The organism is Paracoccus sp. L-17 (genome assembly GCF_056857655.1).
On the sequence record NZ_JBSXNM010000024.1, the window covers coordinates 40500 to 56576 of the forward strand.

At 63.0% G+C, this 16077-nt stretch carries 12 protein-coding genes and 3 pseudogenes; 5 read left to right on the forward strand and 10 right to left on the reverse strand.

Features of this window, described 5'->3' with window-relative positions; translation table 11 throughout:
- Positions 1–38 precede the first annotated feature (38 nt).
- From AC13CR_RS02445 to bcoG, 5 genes and pseudogenes are all read right to left on the reverse strand, one after another.
- A pseudogene (locus AC13CR_RS02445) lies at positions 39–366 on the reverse strand (transposase); the annotation flags it as partial.
- A 116-nt stretch (positions 367–482) separates the two neighbouring features.
- Complete coding sequence (locus tag AC13CR_RS02450) at positions 483–1862, reverse strand: BCCT family transporter (protein WP_207466270.1); 1380 nt, start codon at positions 1860–1862, stop codon at positions 483–485.
- A 53-nt stretch (positions 1863–1915) separates the two neighbouring features.
- The gene (locus AC13CR_RS02455) at positions 1916–2602 is read right to left on the reverse strand and encodes an alpha/beta hydrolase fold domain-containing protein (RefSeq protein WP_207466268.1); all 687 of its coding nucleotides are present in this window, start codon (positions 2600–2602) and stop codon (positions 1916–1918) included.
- Positions 2603–2801: 199 nt separating this feature from the next.
- Positions 2802–4265 carry a carnitine 3-dehydrogenase gene (locus tag AC13CR_RS02460; RefSeq protein WP_207466266.1) on the reverse strand — a complete coding sequence of 488 codons (1464 nt, stop codon included), beginning with the start codon at positions 4263–4265 and terminating at the stop codon, positions 2802–2804.
- Positions 4262–5188 carry a 3-dehydrocarnitine:acetyl-CoA trimethylamine transferase BcoG gene (gene bcoG, locus AC13CR_RS02465; protein WP_207466264.1) on the reverse strand — a complete coding sequence of 309 codons (927 nt, stop codon included), beginning with the start codon at positions 5186–5188 and terminating at the stop codon, positions 4262–4264. Before bcoG ends, AC13CR_RS02460 begins: the two co-directional genes overlap by 4 nt.
- A gap of 133 nt (positions 5189–5321) precedes the next feature.
- Here bcoG and AC13CR_RS02470 point away from each other — a divergent pair, with 133 nt between their 5' ends.
- Positions 5322–6260, forward strand: a complete 939-nt coding sequence (locus tag AC13CR_RS02470) for a GlxA family transcriptional regulator (RefSeq protein WP_207466262.1) — start codon at positions 5322–5324, stop codon at positions 6258–6260.
- A 406-nt stretch (positions 6261–6666) separates the two neighbouring features.
- Here the strand turns inward: AC13CR_RS02470 and AC13CR_RS02475 are convergent, their stop codons facing one another.
- Positions 6667–7017: a transposase gene (locus AC13CR_RS02475; protein WP_207466260.1), complete on the reverse strand. Its 351-nt coding sequence runs from the start codon at positions 7015–7017 to the stop codon at positions 6667–6669.
- A 15-nt stretch (positions 7018–7032) separates the two neighbouring features.
- On the reverse strand, positions 7033–7524 hold the full coding sequence (locus AC13CR_RS02480) for a transposase (RefSeq protein ID WP_207466257.1): 492 nt from the start codon (positions 7522–7524) through the stop codon (positions 7033–7035).
- Here AC13CR_RS02480 and AC13CR_RS02485 point away from each other — a divergent pair.
- A pseudogene (locus AC13CR_RS02485) lies at positions 7511–7732 on the forward strand (transposase); the annotation flags it as partial. The gene AC13CR_RS02480 and the pseudogene AC13CR_RS02485 sit on opposite strands and share 14 nt — an antisense overlap.
- Positions 7733–7975: 243 nt before the next feature.
- Entirely contained in the window at positions 7976–9532 is a 1557-nt protein-coding gene (locus AC13CR_RS02490; protein ID WP_482900622.1) for an ISL3 family transposase, read from the forward strand.
- A gap of 124 nt (positions 9533–9656) precedes the next feature.
- Here AC13CR_RS02490 and AC13CR_RS02495 read toward each other — a convergent pair.
- Positions 9657–9986, reverse strand: a pseudogene (locus AC13CR_RS02495) (ATP-binding protein); the annotation flags it as partial.
- 53 nt (positions 9987–10039) lie between these two features.
- On the opposite strand from AC13CR_RS02495, the gene AC13CR_RS02500 reads away from it, so the two are divergent.
- Positions 10040–10797, forward strand: a protein-coding gene (locus AC13CR_RS02500; protein ID WP_482900623.1) for an IS5 family transposase whose coding sequence is annotated in 2 segments (ribosomal slippage) — positions 10040–10376 and positions 10376–10797 — 759 coding nt in all. Because the reading frame shifts where the segments join, the coding sequence is not laid out codon by codon here.
- An 86-nt stretch (positions 10798–10883) separates the two neighbouring features.
- On the forward strand, positions 10884–11459 hold the full coding sequence (locus tag AC13CR_RS02505) for an SLC13 family permease (RefSeq protein WP_207470267.1): 576 nt from the start codon (positions 10884–10886) through the stop codon (positions 11457–11459).
- Between the two features lie 216 nt (positions 11460–11675).
- On the opposite strand, the gene AC13CR_RS02510 is transcribed toward AC13CR_RS02505, so the two are convergent.
- Positions 11676–14726 (reverse strand): efflux RND transporter permease subunit, encoded by a 3051-nt coding sequence (locus AC13CR_RS02510; protein ID WP_482900624.1) that lies wholly within the window; start codon positions 14724–14726, stop codon positions 11676–11678.
- On the reverse strand, positions 14723–15793 hold the full coding sequence (locus AC13CR_RS02515) for an efflux RND transporter periplasmic adaptor subunit (protein ID WP_207470264.1): 1071 nt from the start codon (positions 15791–15793) through the stop codon (positions 14723–14725). Before AC13CR_RS02515 ends, AC13CR_RS02510 begins: the two co-directional genes overlap by 4 nt.
- Positions 15794–16077: the final 284 nt, after the last annotated feature.

The window sequence follows — 16077 nt, forward strand, 5'->3', positions numbered from 1 at the left end:
CTTCGCAACGATGCGCAGCCTCGCCATGCGGTTCTATGGTATGGGATGGTCACGTCCAAGGTCTTCTGTCGCCGGGACAGGGTGCTGAAGGCCGGCACGGCCCATCCCGAGCCCGGACAGCTCCAATAGGCTCGCCACGAAACCAGTCGTTTGCCGGAGTGGCAGGCCGAGCAAGACCTTGATGGTAAGACAGGCCTGGATCGCCGCGTCGCTGTATGCCTGCTGGCGGCCGCGACGCCCGGAAGGCGCCGCTTCCCATTGCATCGAGGGATCGAACCAGACGGTCAGCGATCCGCGCTGCCTCAGCGCTTGATTGTAGCTATGCCAGTTGGTGGTCTTGTACGGGGTTTTCGCCGGTCTGCTCATGGCCGCCAGCTATCATGCAGGATTCGCGCAGTGAATCCCCCGCCCCATTTGCGCAACAAGGCCAGTTGTATAGGAAAAGGCCCCCGTGACGGGGGCCTTCGCTGACTCGATCATGGTCAGATTGAGCGAAGGGGGCCAGTTCGGCCCTGTCTTGCCAGCAGCACGAAGCCACCAGTCAGGGCGAAGACCCCGAATGCCACCGGAATTGCAGCTACCGAAATCAGCGACAAAATCACCTTGAAGATATCGCCATCCATCCGATTGATCACGACCGCCAGGCCCGCCATCATCAAGATCCAGAATGCGCGCGAATGGCGCACGGTCAGCATCTCGCAGACGAGACCCGCCGAATCCGCGCTGGTTACGAAGAACAGCAGGATGTTCAGCGTCAGGATCACCGACAGGACCCCGCTGTCGTCCAGCGTGGACATCAGGGCGAAGACATCTCCGGAACCGGTCGTCAGGGCGGCGATCCCCATGACCGTGAACCACAGGCACGAGAACAGGCTGGGGATCAGCATCACGCCGACGACCATCTCGCGCAGGGTCCGCCCCTTCGAGATCCGGGCGATGAAGACGCCGGTAAAGACGAACCAGCCGTACCAGGCCGCCTCGAAGGCATAGAGCCAGTCGGCCAGCCATGCCTTGCGTTCGGGATCGCCCAGGCCGATATCGGTGGCCATCGCGGGGTATCGCACGATATATTCCGGGACCAGACGCGCGAAGGTGCCCAAAATTTCCAGCGGTTGCGACAGCACGAAGACGCCCGTCATCAGGATCAGAGCCAACAGGGTGTTGTAGTTGCTGAGCCACTTGATGCCGCGCTTGATGCCCGTCGTGCTGGAGGCGATGGCGAAGGCCGACAGGACCAGGATGACGATCGCCGCGTCCAGATCCACGCCGGTATAGCGCGCGACGGCCTGCCTCAGCGGGTCGGCGGCATAGGAAAAGGTCAGCGACAGCCCGATCACGGTCGAGACGACAAGGCTGATCAGGTTGATGCGGCTGAGCACGCCGCCGCCCAGCAGTGTCTCGGCCGGCTTCCCGATGCCCATGTTGTGCATCGCATGAGCGAAGATTACGCCCACGGCCAGATATCCGGCCCAAGCCAGCAGGCCCCAATGGTTGAACGCATAGAGCAGCGCCTGATCGCGGCTGTTACCGGCATCGACGTGATAGTTCGGTTCGAGGACACCCCAAGTCAGCAGGCCGATCCCCATCCCGGTCGCGAACAGCATCCCGATCCAGCTGAGAGTCGAGAATTCGGGGGGACCCTCGCCGAAGCGCAATTTGCCGACCGGGGTGAACATTGCCACGGCGAAGAAGACCGATGCGAGGAATGCGGGCCAGGTGAAGATGAAGCCCATATTGCCGATGACAGATACCTTGATCGTCTCGAGCATGGACTGGAAGGTCTGGGGTGCGATGGCGGCCGCCCCGACAAGGGCTGCGACCGTCAGCACCGTCGCTATGCTGATGCCGAGATTATGCTTCAAATCGCTCTCCTTTGTTGCTGTGCGGGGTCCGTGCAGATGCCGGGCCCTTCTTGTCATCCGTCGATCGCCGCCTTCAGCGAGGCGCAGAATTCGTCCCAGGCGACCTTCATCGCGGGCAGGGCTTCGCGGGCGTGCAGACAGCCATGCAGCATGTTGGTCGCGCAGCGATAGCCGACGATGGCCCCAAGGGCGCGCCATTCGGCGACCGCATGTTCAAGGGGCAGGGTCAGCGGATCGCGCGAGACGCCCAGAACCTCGATCCGCGCGGACGGGCAGGGGGCGTCGGCCGGGGCATGGGGCTCGATGGCTGTCCAGGCCGACAGGACGTCCGCGCGCGACAGAAGCGGCGCATCGGGCCCGAGCGTTTCCGCCCTTGGCCGTCCCACGACCGGATAGATCAACCCCAGTGGCGGTGCGTCGACCATGTCCTGTGCGATGTCGATGACCAGTCGCCCTCCGGCGCTGTCGCCGACAATCGCCACCGGGTCCAGCGCGAAGATCGCGTCGCGGCAATCCATCATCGCATCGGCATAGCTTGCCTCAGGCAGAAGGCGATAGCCGACTGCCACCACCTCGCGGCCCAGCCCCTGCGCGAGCCCGGAGGCGACACCCTGATGACTGTCGAGCGATCCGATCGTGAAGCCTCCGCCATGCAGGTATACCACCGTGCCGGACTTACAGGATGACGGACGGTGATGGCGCAGCGGCACGCCGCCGACAGCGCTGTCGCGAATGGTCATGCCGCACGGGAGGGCCGGAGCGAAACGCGTACAGAGCACGTCGTAGCCGCGACGCATATCCTTCATGGGAAGACGCGCCATCGTGTCCAGACCGGATTGGAATTCGCGTTCGAACTGTTCAATGGCAATCATGCTGCATGGCCGTTTCGGATGACTTGGTGGGATGCGCCGCCACAGATCATGCAGCGGCGCAAGGTTGTCACGCGGGTTCCACCGCGGGTTTGCTGCGCTGGCCGACATGGCGACCGCTGCCTTCGGCAGGCAGGTCCGCATGCGCAGCGGCCAGCCGGGACAGCCGTTCGGCCACGATACCCTCGGGATTGCAGGTCGCGCGGGTCGTCAGGTCCATATGCAGCAGCATCACCTCGACCGTGGCGGCCAGCGTCCCGTCGCCGCGCACAAGGCGGTGGAACAGGTGCATCCGCTTGCCGGTGCCGTCGATCACCTGCGTGGTCGTGCGCAGACGGTCGCCCGCATGGACCTCGGCCAGATAGCGGGTATGCGTCTCGACCGTGAAGTAGCTGCAGCCCGAGGCGATGTAATCCGTATCCGCGCCGATCATCTCCATGAAGCGGTCGGTGGCATCGGATGCCGCGCGCAAGTACTCGGCATCGTTCATGTGGCCGTTGTAGTCGGCCCAGCTGGTCGGCACCTGCCTGTCGCCCGTGACCGGCAGGTCGCCCGGCAAATCGCCCGGCACGGGGGCGGGCAGGGTGGCCTCGTGCGCCGTGATCACGCCGCCGGCGCCAGTCTTCGTGCGACGCAGCGCGCGCAACATGCCCACGATGTTGTCGTCGCGCAGGCGTTCCAGTTCGCGGATCGACATGTGCCCGGATTGTGCGTCGGATTGCGACGCGATGAGGTCCACCAGTTCGTCGTTGAACTCGGGGACGTCCATCAGCTTGGTCCAGGGCCAGGACAGCGCCGGGCCGAACTGGGACATGAAATGCTTCATTCCCGCTTCGCCGCCCGCGATGCGATAGGTCTCGAACAGACCCATCTGTGCCCAACGGATGCCGAAGCCCATGCGGATGGCCTCATCGATCTCCTCGGTCGTGGCGATGCCGTCCTTGACCAGCCAGAGGCTCTCGCGCCAGACCGCCTCCAGCAGGCGATCGGCGATATGGGCTTCGATCTCCTTTCGCAGGGTCAGCGGATGGCAGCCCACATCGCGCAGTAGCTTGGACGCGCGGGTGCAGGTTTCGGCCTCACCCACCAGTTCGATAAGCGGCAGCAGATAGACCGGATTGAAGGGATGCGCGACGATGGCGCGGGCGCCTTCGGCGTTCAGTTCGGACGGCTTGAAGCCGGATGTCGAGGATCCGATGACAGCATGGGCGGGGGCCATCGCGCTTAGCCGGCCCAGTACCTTATGTTTCAGCGTCAGCGTTTCCGGCACGCTTTCCTGCACCCAATCGGCGTCGGCAACCGCGTCGGCCATGTCGTCATGCCAGCTCAGTCGTCCCTCGGGTGGCAGTGCTCGATCATAGAGCGCGGGCAGCGCGCGGCGGGCATTTGCCAGTACCTCGCCGATTTTGCGTTCGGCCTGCGGGTCGGGGTCGACTATCGCGACGTCCCAACCGTTCAGAAGGAACCGGGCGGCCCAACCGCCACCGATGACGCCGCCGCCGATGATGGCGGCCTTCTTTTTCATCCCGGTCATGCGGGCACCTTCGCGACGCGGGCCTGCTTGCGAAGGCCCAGCTTGCGGCGGACATCCTGGGGGCCGAGGATCTTTGCCCCCATGCTCGTGATCAGTGATACGGCGCGTTCGACAAGCTGCGCATTGGTGGCAAGGACGCCCTTGTCCAGGAACAGGTTGTCCTCGAGGCCCACGCGCACGTTCCCGCCTGCCAACACTGATTGCGCGACATAGGGCATCTGGTCGCGCCCCAGGCTGAAGGCCGACCAGGTCCAGTCGGCCGGCACGTTGTTCACCATCGCCATGAAGGTGTTCAGATCGTTCGGCGCGCCCCATGGCACGCCCATGCACAGTTGCACCAAAGCTGGAGATGCAAGCGTACCCTCGCGAACAAGCTCCTTGGCGAACCACAGGTGGCCCGTGTCGAAGGCCTCGATCTCGGGCTTGACGCCCAGCCCGGTCATCATGGCGCCCATGGCCCGCAGCATGCCGGGCGTGTTGGTCATGACGTAATCGGCCTCGGCGAAATTCATGGTCCCGCAATCCAGCGTGCAGATCTCGGGTAGGCATTCGGCTATATGGGCCATCCGCTCGGTCGCACCGATCATGTCGGTGGCGTCCGCTTTGACGGGGAAGGGGGCCTCGGACGAACCGAAGACGATGTCTCCACCCATGCCAGCCGTCAGGTTCAGCACGACATCGGTATCGGCCGCGCGGATGCGGTCGGTCACCTCGCGATAGAGCGCCAGGTCGCGCGAGGGTGCGCCGGTTTCGGGATCGCGGACATGGCAGTGGACCACGGCGGCACCCGCCCTTGCTGCCTCGATCGCGCTTTCGGCGATCTGGCGGGGCGAACGTGGCACATGGGGGCTGCGGTCCTGCGTGCCACCGGATCCGGTCACGGCACAGGTGATGAAGACCTCGCGGTTTATGCTCAGGGGCAAGGTTTCCTCCTTTTGGGTATGTCAGGTTTCCCCCGGTCGTCCGATGCCGGGAGCATGGGGCGATCATATGGGTTCACGTTACGCATTTGTTGTTCAATAATGCCATTTTATTGTCACAAATGGCCCCGTTTCCATGCCTCGCTATGCCGTTCTGCTGTTCGACGGTTTTTCGAACTTCGTCCTGTCCTCGTTGATTGAGCCGCTGCGCGCGGTTCACGATCACGGCTATCCCGAGCTTTCATGGTGCACCGTCACCGCCGATGACGGCCCCGTGCGCAGTTCCAGCGGCTTGCGGGTCCTGCCCGACATGCCGCTGGCCGAACTAGGGGCGCCGGACGCACTACTTGTTGTGGCGGGATACGGGTTTCGCGAGCATTCCACGGGTCGCATCTCGTCGCTGTTGCGGCGCGTTTCACGACGGGGGGCACGTCTGATCGGCGCCGATTGCGGCTCTTGGTTGATCGCGCGAGCAGGGCTGTTGCAGGGTCACACGGCGACGCTTCATTGGAGCGTGCTTGCCGATTTCGCCGAGGCTTTCCCCGAGGTGACGGTCAGCCATCAGCGATACGTCCTGGACGGTCCGGTCTGGAGCAGCGGCGGCGCGGCATCGTCGTTGGACATGATGCTGGCCCTGGTCGGGCGGACGTTCGGCACCGCGGCTGCTTTCGCCGCGACCTCGATGTTCCTGCATGACGCCGTGCGCAAGCAGGCTGGGTCGCGGATGGGGCTGGGGATTGGCAGTCGCGGATCGCAGAAGCTGCAGGAAGCCATCCGCATGATGGTCGAGCAGGTCGAGACGCCCATGCCACTTTCTGACCTTGCCGCCACGATCGGTACGTCGCTGCGAAGCCTGAACCGGATGTTCAAATCCGAGATCGGTATGGGGCCGGGGCGCTATGCCCAGATGCTGCGCCTGACGCGGGCGCGGGAACTGGCCACGGCCACCGAGCTGCCGCTGCGAGAGATCGCGTTACGCTGCGGATATTCGGATGCTGCCGCCCTGGAAAAGGCCTTCACCCGGACCTACGGTCAACCGTTGCGCCGCTGGATCGGACGGCGCCCGACATCCTGAACAGGGTTCTTGCATGGGTGCAGTCCTCGTTGCTGCCGCTCACAAGGGCAAGTGGCGTCGTGGTCCGGTGAGCTCTTTCGGGCCAAGCGTGACGGCTGCGCTTGGACCGTTCAGTGTGAACGCTGTCTATCACTTCCCAGACAGACCAGACCCAGTGACGGTGGCCTGCTTCACAAACGGTGTTGACGAAGGAGTAGCAGAGTTCGCCACTGCAGAACTTGCGCGGAAAGCCTGAAGCGCGTCGGTTAGGAGGACAATAACCCCTTGCCAGAAACTACGCGCCCAAAACGGTCGATTTAGGTGAAAAACTCGACTTACTACATGTTGTGTTTGGGGTGGTTAAACCGTTTTAACCCGCTGTAATAGCGGTCAAAGCTATGGGTTTTGTCGGTCTGGTCTTTGGCGCTTAGCAGGGGACCATTTTGGCCATACGTTTTAGGTTCTGGGCGGAGGCGGCGAGGAGGAATTCTTCGGTGGCCCCTTTCAGCCCTCGGAGCCGGAGGCGTTTGAGGCCGAGGTGCCGTTTCAGGTGGGCAAACAGCATCTCGACCTTTTTGCGACGTCGTCGGCTGGTGTCGAAGGCTGCCTTGCTGACCAGATCGCGCGCGGCCTGACGGGCGTCTTCGTCCATGTGGCGCGTCACGGTGCGGAATGGGGCGTCGGTGCAGGCTTTGCGGATCGGGCAGGTGCCGCAGGTGGGCTTGCCGGAATAGTAGCTTTTGATCCGGTCTTTTTCCCTGATCCGGCGCAGCGGCATTTCATGACCTTCGAGTCAGGTGTAGCTGTCGCGCTCGGCGTCGTACTGAAAGTACCCGATATCGTATTTGCCGCCCGTCTGGTGGTGGCGGTCGAGCACCGGCACATGCGGCGTGATCTTGCGCCGCCAGAGCCATGCCAGGAACTGGCCGGTGCCGTACGAACCATCCGCCGCGATCCGGTCAGGACGGAAATCGTGCCGGTCGGCACTGCGGTCCAGCATCGCTTTGGCGGCGGTGATTTCTCGGCTCAGGCGCGCAGGCGTAGCCTCTACATCGACGATAATCCCATGATCGGTGTCGATCAGGTAATTGGTTTCATAGCTGAAGCGGCCGGGGCCATCCTTGACCGACCAGGCGGCCTCGGGATCGGTTTCCGAGATGTATTTAGGCGGTTTCGACGGGGCTTCATCGACAAGCGTCGCTAGATAGGAGAGTGTCCGGTCTTCTGTGTATCGCTGAATCGGTCCATGCTTCCTGAAAGGAGCACTGACGATGACAATTTCCAACGAACTGCTGGACGAGTTGCTGAAAGGCTGCAAGCGGCCTGAGGATCTGCTTGGCGATGCCGGGCTGATGAAAGAGCTGAAGGTCCGGCTGATGGAACGAATGCTGGGAGCCGAACTGACGGCGCATCTGGGCTATGGTGCCGGCGCGGAGCCCCCGCCCGAACAGGCCAACCGCCGGAACGGAGTTGCCACGAACCGTGTGAAAGGTATCCGTCCGGTTTCCCCGCTCTGACGGGGAGATGGAGTGCCTGCTAGATGTCCACCATCGATAGATGGGATGGTTGCCGCCCTCCCCAGACGGCATCGCAATGTGCCAAGATGTTGGCCTGTAGGCTGTCAATCAGCATCCAATCGTGACCCCTTATCGGCGTCCAATATTGGTTCTGTCGCGCATTTGGTGCAGTTGAGTTGCCAGAGCGCTATATCTCGGCGAACTTGATGGAGGTTGCCGATGGGTTCCTGGTTTTCGCGACGAGATTTTCTACCGGCAGGGTTGAAGGCCGACCAGGTTGAGCTTGATGGCAACAGGATCCGGGTCCACGCCCGTTCCCTGGATGCCTCGGCAGCATGTCCCAGTTGCGGCACGGTCTCTCGTCATGTCCACAGCAAGTATCGGCGTCGGCCAACCGATCTCCCCGCCCATGGCCGAGAAGTTGAACTGGTGCTGCTTGTTCGTCGATTTCGTTGCCGCGCAGTAAGTTGCCCAACGAAGATTTTTTCAGAACGGTTCCGGCCTGATGTCGCGCGGCCACATGCGCGCCGGACGTCACGCTTGCAGGAACTGGTGCGTCACATCGGCATTGCTCTCGGTGGGCGCCCCGCGCAGGCGCTTGCCGGACGGCTTTTGCTGCCGGTAAGCAAAGACACGTTCCTGCGAAGCGTTCGGGCGAAGACCGAGGGGGCTGTCGCGGACCCCCGCGTGGTGGGTATCGACGACTGGGCATGGCGGAAGGGACAGCGCTACGGCACGCTGATCTGCGATCTCGAACGGCGGAAGGTCATCGATCTGCTGCCCGACCGGGAGCCCGCCACTGTGGAAGCGTGGCTCCGCGCGCGTCCCGAGATCGAGGTTGTTGCCCGTGATCGCAATGGTGGCTACGGCGGTGCCACGGCGCGTGCCCTGCCGGACGCGGTTCAAGTCGCGGATCGTTGGCATCTGTTAGAGAATGCAAGTGCCGCCTTCCTGGCCGCCGTGCGGCGGAACATGCCAGCCATTCGCAAGGCTATCGGGGTAGAGATCCTCGATCCTAGGCTTTTGACGGCAGCGGAAAGGCTGCAATTCGAGGGTTTTCAAAGGCGCCAGCAGACCAACCACATGGTCCGCCGAATGGCAGATGAGGATGTTCCCATCAAACGTATCGTGCGCCTGACCGGGCTGAGCCGCGGCTTGGTCCGCCAGATCACCCGCGGTGAGCGAGAAGATGTTTTCCGCATCCGCGAGAGCAGCTTGACCGCTTGGTTGCCTCGGCTGGAGCGGGAGTGGAGCGGCGGATGTCGTAATGGCGCAGAACTCTGGCGCCGGTTACGGGCTGATGGATTTCAAGGCAGTCTCCGGGTCGTCGGCGAGTGGGCAACACGCCAGCGCCGCGCCGAACAAGCGGTGCCGTCCGGAACAAGAAAGTCGCCACCTGCCCGAAGGATCGCGCGGCTCCTGACAATGGGACGAGATCATCTGACTCGTGCCGATGCAATCCAGGTCGCGCGGATCGAAGCGGCGCTACCAGTTCTGGCAACTGCCCGGGAACTGACCGACCGATTCACTGACATGGTGCGAAACGCCCGTGAGAATGCCCTGGCCGCCTGGCTCGACGAGGCAGAGGACAGCATGCTCTCATCATTCGCCCGTGGCCTTCGTAGCGACCAGGCCTCAGTTGCCGCCGCGCTGCGGGAACCTTGGTCGAACGGGCAGACCGAGGGCCAGATCAACCGCCTGAAGACGCTGAAACGCCAGATGTATGGTCGCGCGAATATCGACCTGCTCAAGGCTCGGCTTGTCGCGGCATCATAGTTGAAAAGGTGCATCAACTTTGAGTCAGAGCCCAATATTGACCCCTCCGGTGCTGAGCTGGCCCGGCGCTGCGTAGTCCCCATGTAACGCAGCGGCGGCGGGCCAGCGGGGTCGCCTTTTCGGTTTACGCCCGGTTCTTGAAGCGCCAGCTTTCGTTGCCGGTTTCGACGATTTCGCAGTGATGCGTCAGACGGTCGAGGAGCGCGGTGGTCATTTTCGCGTCGCCGAAGACGGTTGGCCATTCGCCAAACGCCAGGTTGGTTGTCACGATGATCGAGGTTCGCTCGTAGAGCTTGCTGATCAGGTGGAACAGGAGCTGGCCGCCGGTCTGGGCGAACGGAAGATAGCCGAGTTCGTCGAGGATCAGGAAGTCGAGACGGGAGATCAGGTCTGCGGTTCGCCCCTGACGTTCGGCCCGGGCTTCGGCGTCGAGCTTGTTGACTAGGCTCCAGACCCATTGATTTCAGGCGTTTGACGTGATTCAGGCCCCGCAAGGAGACCTGATTGATGAGCAACCTTTTCTGGCTGAGCGAGGCGCAGATGGCGCGCCTCAAACCCTTCTTTCCCAAGAGCCATGGCAGGCCCCGCGTCGATGACCGGCGTGTTCTGAGCGGCATAATCTTCATCAACCGCAATGGTTTGCGATGGTGCGACGCGCCGAGGGAATACGGGCCCGCCAAGACGCTCTACAACCGCTGGAAACGCTGGAGCGAGAACGGGGTCTTCGCCCCGATTATGATGGGCCTGGCCGCCGAGAGCGCCGAACACAAGACGATCATGATCGACGCGACCTATCTGAAAGCACATCGCACGGCCTCGAGCCTTGGGGTGAAAAAAGGGGGCGCGGGCGCCAGATCGGGCGAACGAAAGGCGGCATGAACACCAAGCTGCACGCAGTCACCGACGCGAAAGGACGCCCGATCCAGTTCTTCATGTCGGCCGGGCAAGTGAGCGACTACACCGGAGCAGCGGCCCTGCTGAGCAGCTTGCCAAAGGCTGGCTGGATGCTTGCGGACAGAGGGTATGATGCCGAATGGTTCCGAGAAGCGTTGAAAGACAAGGGGATAAGGGTATGCATTCCCGGCCGGAAGAACCGCAAGAAGGCGGTCAAATACGACAAGCGGCGCTACAAGCGCCGCAACCGCATCGAGATCATGTTCGGGCGCCTCAAGGACTGGAGGCGCGTTGCCACCCGATACGACCGATGCCCCGAGACATTCTTCTCCGCCATCCTTCTCGCCGCTACCGTCATCTTCTGGCTATGATCGAGAACGAGTCCTGACCCTAGGTCAGGGACCGATAGACGACAATGGGCTCTGATGCTGTAACCGCCCCCCCCCCGGCGGCATCGATGTGCCAAGGTGGGATCGCGACAATCCAAATTGGGAGGCGGTCATGTCGGAGTTTATCACGGTCGGACTGGATCTGGCGACATCTTCTGCGCGTCAGTTTCGACACGTTGCAGACCACCAGGGCGATCCTTCTGATCATCGCCAGCGCGGCGATCTTTGCGTGGATACTGGTGTCGAACCAGATCGCGGCCCATCTTTCGGGGTCGATCCTGTCAATCTCGGACAGCCCGGCCTTCGTGATGCTTGCGATCCTGTTGATCGTCCTTGTGCTTGGGCTGTTTCTGGAAACCGTTGCGGCGATCACCATTCTGGTGCCGGTGCTGCTGCCAGTCGCCACCTCGGTCGGGATCGATCCGGTCCATCTGGGCGTGGTCATCGTGCTGGCGCTGACGATCGGATTGCTGACACCGCCTGTCGGTCTGGTCCTGTATGTGCTGGCGGCGGTATCGGGCGTCAGATTCGATCGCTGCGTCCGGGCGACCGCGCCTTTCCTGATCCCGCTGGTCGCGGTCTTGCTGTTGGTGGCCTTCGTTCCACAATTGTCGCTGGCCCTACCGATGGCGGTCGGCAAGTGACCCGAACGCTCGTGGTTTTCAATGATGTTCGGGACCGTGGACCACGTGCAGCACGCATTCCGGTGGACCCATCCGGACTGGGACTTTTCCGCCTATGCGGTGACGGGACAACGCACTGAGGTTCTTGGCCTATCGGCGCGGCCAGCCGCTGACGATCTTACCCTCAAAGAACCGTGGCCCCGTATCCGGGGCCACGGCGGATTGGCATGACAGGTGCTAAAGCGTGGGCTGGATCGCGGCCTCGGCCTTATGTTCGCGGCTGAACAGCACATAGTAGAAGGTCGGCGCGGCGATCAGGGTCAGGATCGTCGCAAAGGCCAGCCCGCCCATGATCGTCACCGACATCGAGGCAAAGAACGGATCCCACAACAACGGTGCCATGCCCAGGATCGTCGTCGCCGCCGCCAGAACCACGGGCCGCAGACGCGAGGTCGATGCCTCGATGATCGCGTGGCGGAAGGGCACGCCCTCGGCGCGGACCAGATCGATTTCCTCGACCAGCACGATGCCGTTCTTCAGCAACATCCCCGACAGCGATAAAAGGCCCAGCAGTGCGGTGAAGGAAAACGGCAACCCGGTGACCAGCAGGCCGATCACCACGCCGTTCACCGCCATCGGCACCAGCAGCCAGACGATAAGCGGCTGACGCAACCGGCCAAACAGCAGGATCGAGATCAGGATCATGATCAGGATCGTCATCGGCAGTTGCCCGCCCAGGCTTTCCTGCGCATCGGTGCTGCTTTCATATTCGCCGCCCCATTCCATGCGATAGCCACTGGGCATCGGCACGGTCTCGACCGCGTCGCGGATCTGGGAAAAGACCGCCGAGGCGTTGGTGCCGCTTGGCAGGCCCGCCTCGACCGTGATCGTAGGCACGCGGTTACGCCGCTGAATCAGGGTGTTGCGCGGCTGCCAGTCGATCTGGTCGATCAGCTGTTCCATCCGCAGGTAATCGCCCGCCGCATCGGAATAGATCATCTGCTCCCACAGATCGGGGGTTTCCCCGAATTCGCGCGACCGGATGCGGATGGGGATCTGCCGGTCGCCTTCCTGATAGGTGGCAACGGTCATGCCCTCGGTCGCCATCAGGCTGGCGTCGGCAATGTCGGAGCGTGTGATCCCCGCCGTCTGCGCACGCTGGGTGGCATATTGCGGCACCAGCACGGGTTCGTATTCGCGCCAATCCGTGCGGATATCCATCAGCGGCGCGTCCTGCGCCTTCAATGTATCGCTGACCTGCTGGGCCAGATCGCGCAGCACCGCCGGATCGGACCCTGAAATCCGCGCCTGAATCGGCGCCCCGCCGCCCGGCCCGAAGGCCAGGCGTTCGGTGCGGAACTCGCCCGCGAACAAGGTCTCGCGGCCAAAGGCATTCAGATCGTCCAGCAGGGGCGGGATCGCGTCCAGCGTTTCGGTCCTGATGATCAGATGCCCATAGGTCGGCATCGATTCCTCGGGCGAATAGGTCAGCATGAAGCGCGTGGCGCCACCGCCGATGAAGCTTGCCACCGAGGTGACGTCATCGCGTTGCAGCAGCCAATCCTCGGCCTGTTCCAAATCGCGCGATACCGCCTGAATGTCGCTGCCCTGCGGCAGCTTGTAATGGGCGTAGAAGATCGGCGTGTTGCTGTCGGGAAAGAACTGCTGCGGAACCTGAGCAAAGCCGCGATAGCACAATGCCGTCACCACGACCATACCGGCCAGAAACAGCCAGCGCACGCGCAAAGACAAGCCCAGCACCTTGCGATAGGCGTTGAAGATCGGGCCGGAATAGCCGTCATCGCCTTCGTTGCCACGCTTGAACACGTAATGCGCCAGCAGCGGCGTGACGGTCAGCGCCAATACCCAGGATAGCAACAGTGAGATCCCGACGACGGCGAACAGCGAGAACAGGAATTCGCCGGTCGCGTCGGGCGAAAGACCGATCCCGGCAAAGGCCATGATCCCGATGACGGTCGCGCCCAGCAGCGGCAACTGAATGCGGCTTGCGCCCTCATCCGCCGCCTCGCGGGACGTTTTGCCGCCCTGCATCTTGATCTGCATCGCCTCGGCCACGACGATCGAATTGTCGACCAGCATCCCCATGGCGATAATCAGCGCCCCAAGCGAGATCCGCTCCATCTCGATGCCGCCAAGCGCCATGAAGAAGAAGGTGCCGATCACGTTCAGAAACAGCGTCGCGCCGACAACCACCGCAGACCGCCACCCCATGAACACCGCCAGCACGATCACCACCAGCGCGACCGACATGGCCAGGTTCTTCAGAAACCCGGTCGAGGATTCATCGACCACGACATGCTGCTGATAGATCGGGTGAAATTCAACGCCATGAGGAAGATCGCCGCGCAGGTCCTGCAGCTTTGCATCCACGCGATTGCCGATATCGACAATGTTTTCCGAGGCGATCCCGGAGACACCCAGGGTGAACGCCTCTTGGCCGTTAAAACGGATGATCTGGCGCGGCGTTTCGACGCGGCCCCGTTCGACCGTGGCGATATCGGTCATCTGAACGACCGTGCTGCCGACATTGATGGTCAATTCGCGCAGCGCGTCCACGCTGTCGGTGCTGCGGGGCACGTCCAGATCGAACCGCTTGCCATCCGCGGCCAGCGACCCGGCCGAGGCGATCTGCGCGGCGGCCCTGATCTGTTGGGTCAGCGCGTCGGGCGGGACGCCCAGATTGGACGCGATGGCCATGTCGGGCATGACATAGACCGCCTCTTCGGGCAGGCCCGCGACCGACACGTCGGCAACACCATCGACGGTCAGGATCTCGCGCCGAAGAAAGCTGGAAATCTCGTGGATCTCGGCATCGGAAAAACCCGGCGCGGTCACGGCGAAATAGATGCCGAAGACATCGCCGAAATCGTCGTTGACGATGGGCTGGGCCGCGCCTTCGGGCAGTTGCCCGGCGGCATCGGCGACGCGGTTGCGCAGCTCGTCCCAGACCTGCGGCAGCTCATCGCCCTTGACCGTCGGCAGGATTTCCACGTCGATACGCGACTGGCCGGGCTTGTTCGATGAGGTCACGGTATCCAGCACGCCCATCTGCTGAATCGCGGATTCCAGCGGCTCGGTCACTTCGCGCGCGACCTGCGCCGCCGTGGCGCCCGGATAGCTGGTAAAGACCACCGCCGTCTTGATCGTGAAGGCCGGGTCTTCCAGCCGCCCGACATTCAGATAGCCCCACAGCCCGCCCCCCAGACAACCCAGGATCAGCAGCCAGGTCAGCAGCGAGGCTTCGATCGCCTTGCGTGCAAGGTTCATGGCTGCCCCCCGTCATCCGACAGACCGCCAAAGCGACGCACGCGGTCGCCATCGGACAGCATGGCCGCGCCGGCAGCCACGATGGTCGCGCCGTGCTCCGGCCCCTCGATCATGCGGAAAGAGGTGCCCGATCCGGGCTCGATCACCACGTCATGGGCAGTCAGCGTTCCGGTCTGCGCGTCGCCCTCATCGGCGGCAAAGACCAGCACCTGCGCCGTGCCATCAGGCGCGAAACGCAATGCGCTGGCAGGCAGGATCACCACACCATTGCCATCCGCGCGCGAAATTTCGGTCAGCACGGTCGCCGAAGCGCCGGGCAGCAGATGGTCGGGCGTGTCCGTCGTCAGCGCGAAGGACACGCGATAGGTCTGGCCCACCTCGGTCGCCTCGGCGGTCAGTTCGCGAAATTCCAGCGGATACAGCGGGCCGTCATGAGTCAGCCGCGCCTTGGCCGCGAATTCCGGCTGTTCGCCGAACTTGCGAAACAGGATTTCGGGGGCCTTTATCTCGATCTGGACCTCGCTCATGTCATGGGCGCGCACGATCGGCTCGCCCGCCGCGATGGTCGCATAACGGTCCGCCAGACGCTGCGAGATCAGCGCGTCGAACGGCGCGATCAGGGCCGCGTCCTCAAGGTTTTCGACCGCATCGTCATAGCCGACCTGCGCCACGTCGCGGGCGGTGCGGGCATCGTCGATATCGGCCTGCGGCACGATCCCGGCACCCAGTTCGGTCACGCGTTTCAACTGTCTTTCGGCCTGATCCAGCTGGGCCTGCGCCTCGCGCACCGCGCGTTCGAAGGGACCGGTATCCAATTTGCCAAGCAGATCGCCCTGCTTGACGAATTCGCCTTCACGGATGGGCAGTTTCTCGATCTGACCTCCGGCGCGGAAGGACAGATCGACGGTATTCCGCGCCGTGATCCGGCCAAAGAAACGGCGACTGACGACATCCTGCGACGGCTGCACCACCATCAGCTTGGCCGGTCGCAGATCCTCCTGCGCCAAGGCCGGGACGGCGCAGAGCAGCGCAAGCAGCCCGGAAACAAGAAGAGAGAGTGATCTCATGAGAAACCTTCGAAGTGAAACCTGAAATGGGGGAAAGGTGGCGGGCGTCTGGACGGATGCCGCCCTCATGGCCCCGGCGCGTTATGGCGACGACCGGGCCGCACGCGCAGCCGGGTCACAGCCCGTGTTCCGGAAAATTGCGAAATCATGTGCGATATGCCTTCAAACTTCAGCGGATCTTGGCTAGACAATTACGGAACCGGGCAGTTCCGGAATTCTTTAGCGAGGTTCCCGTCAAAGTGAAAGCCGAAATCAAGGAACTGACCCGAGGCTGCCGTTTGCGC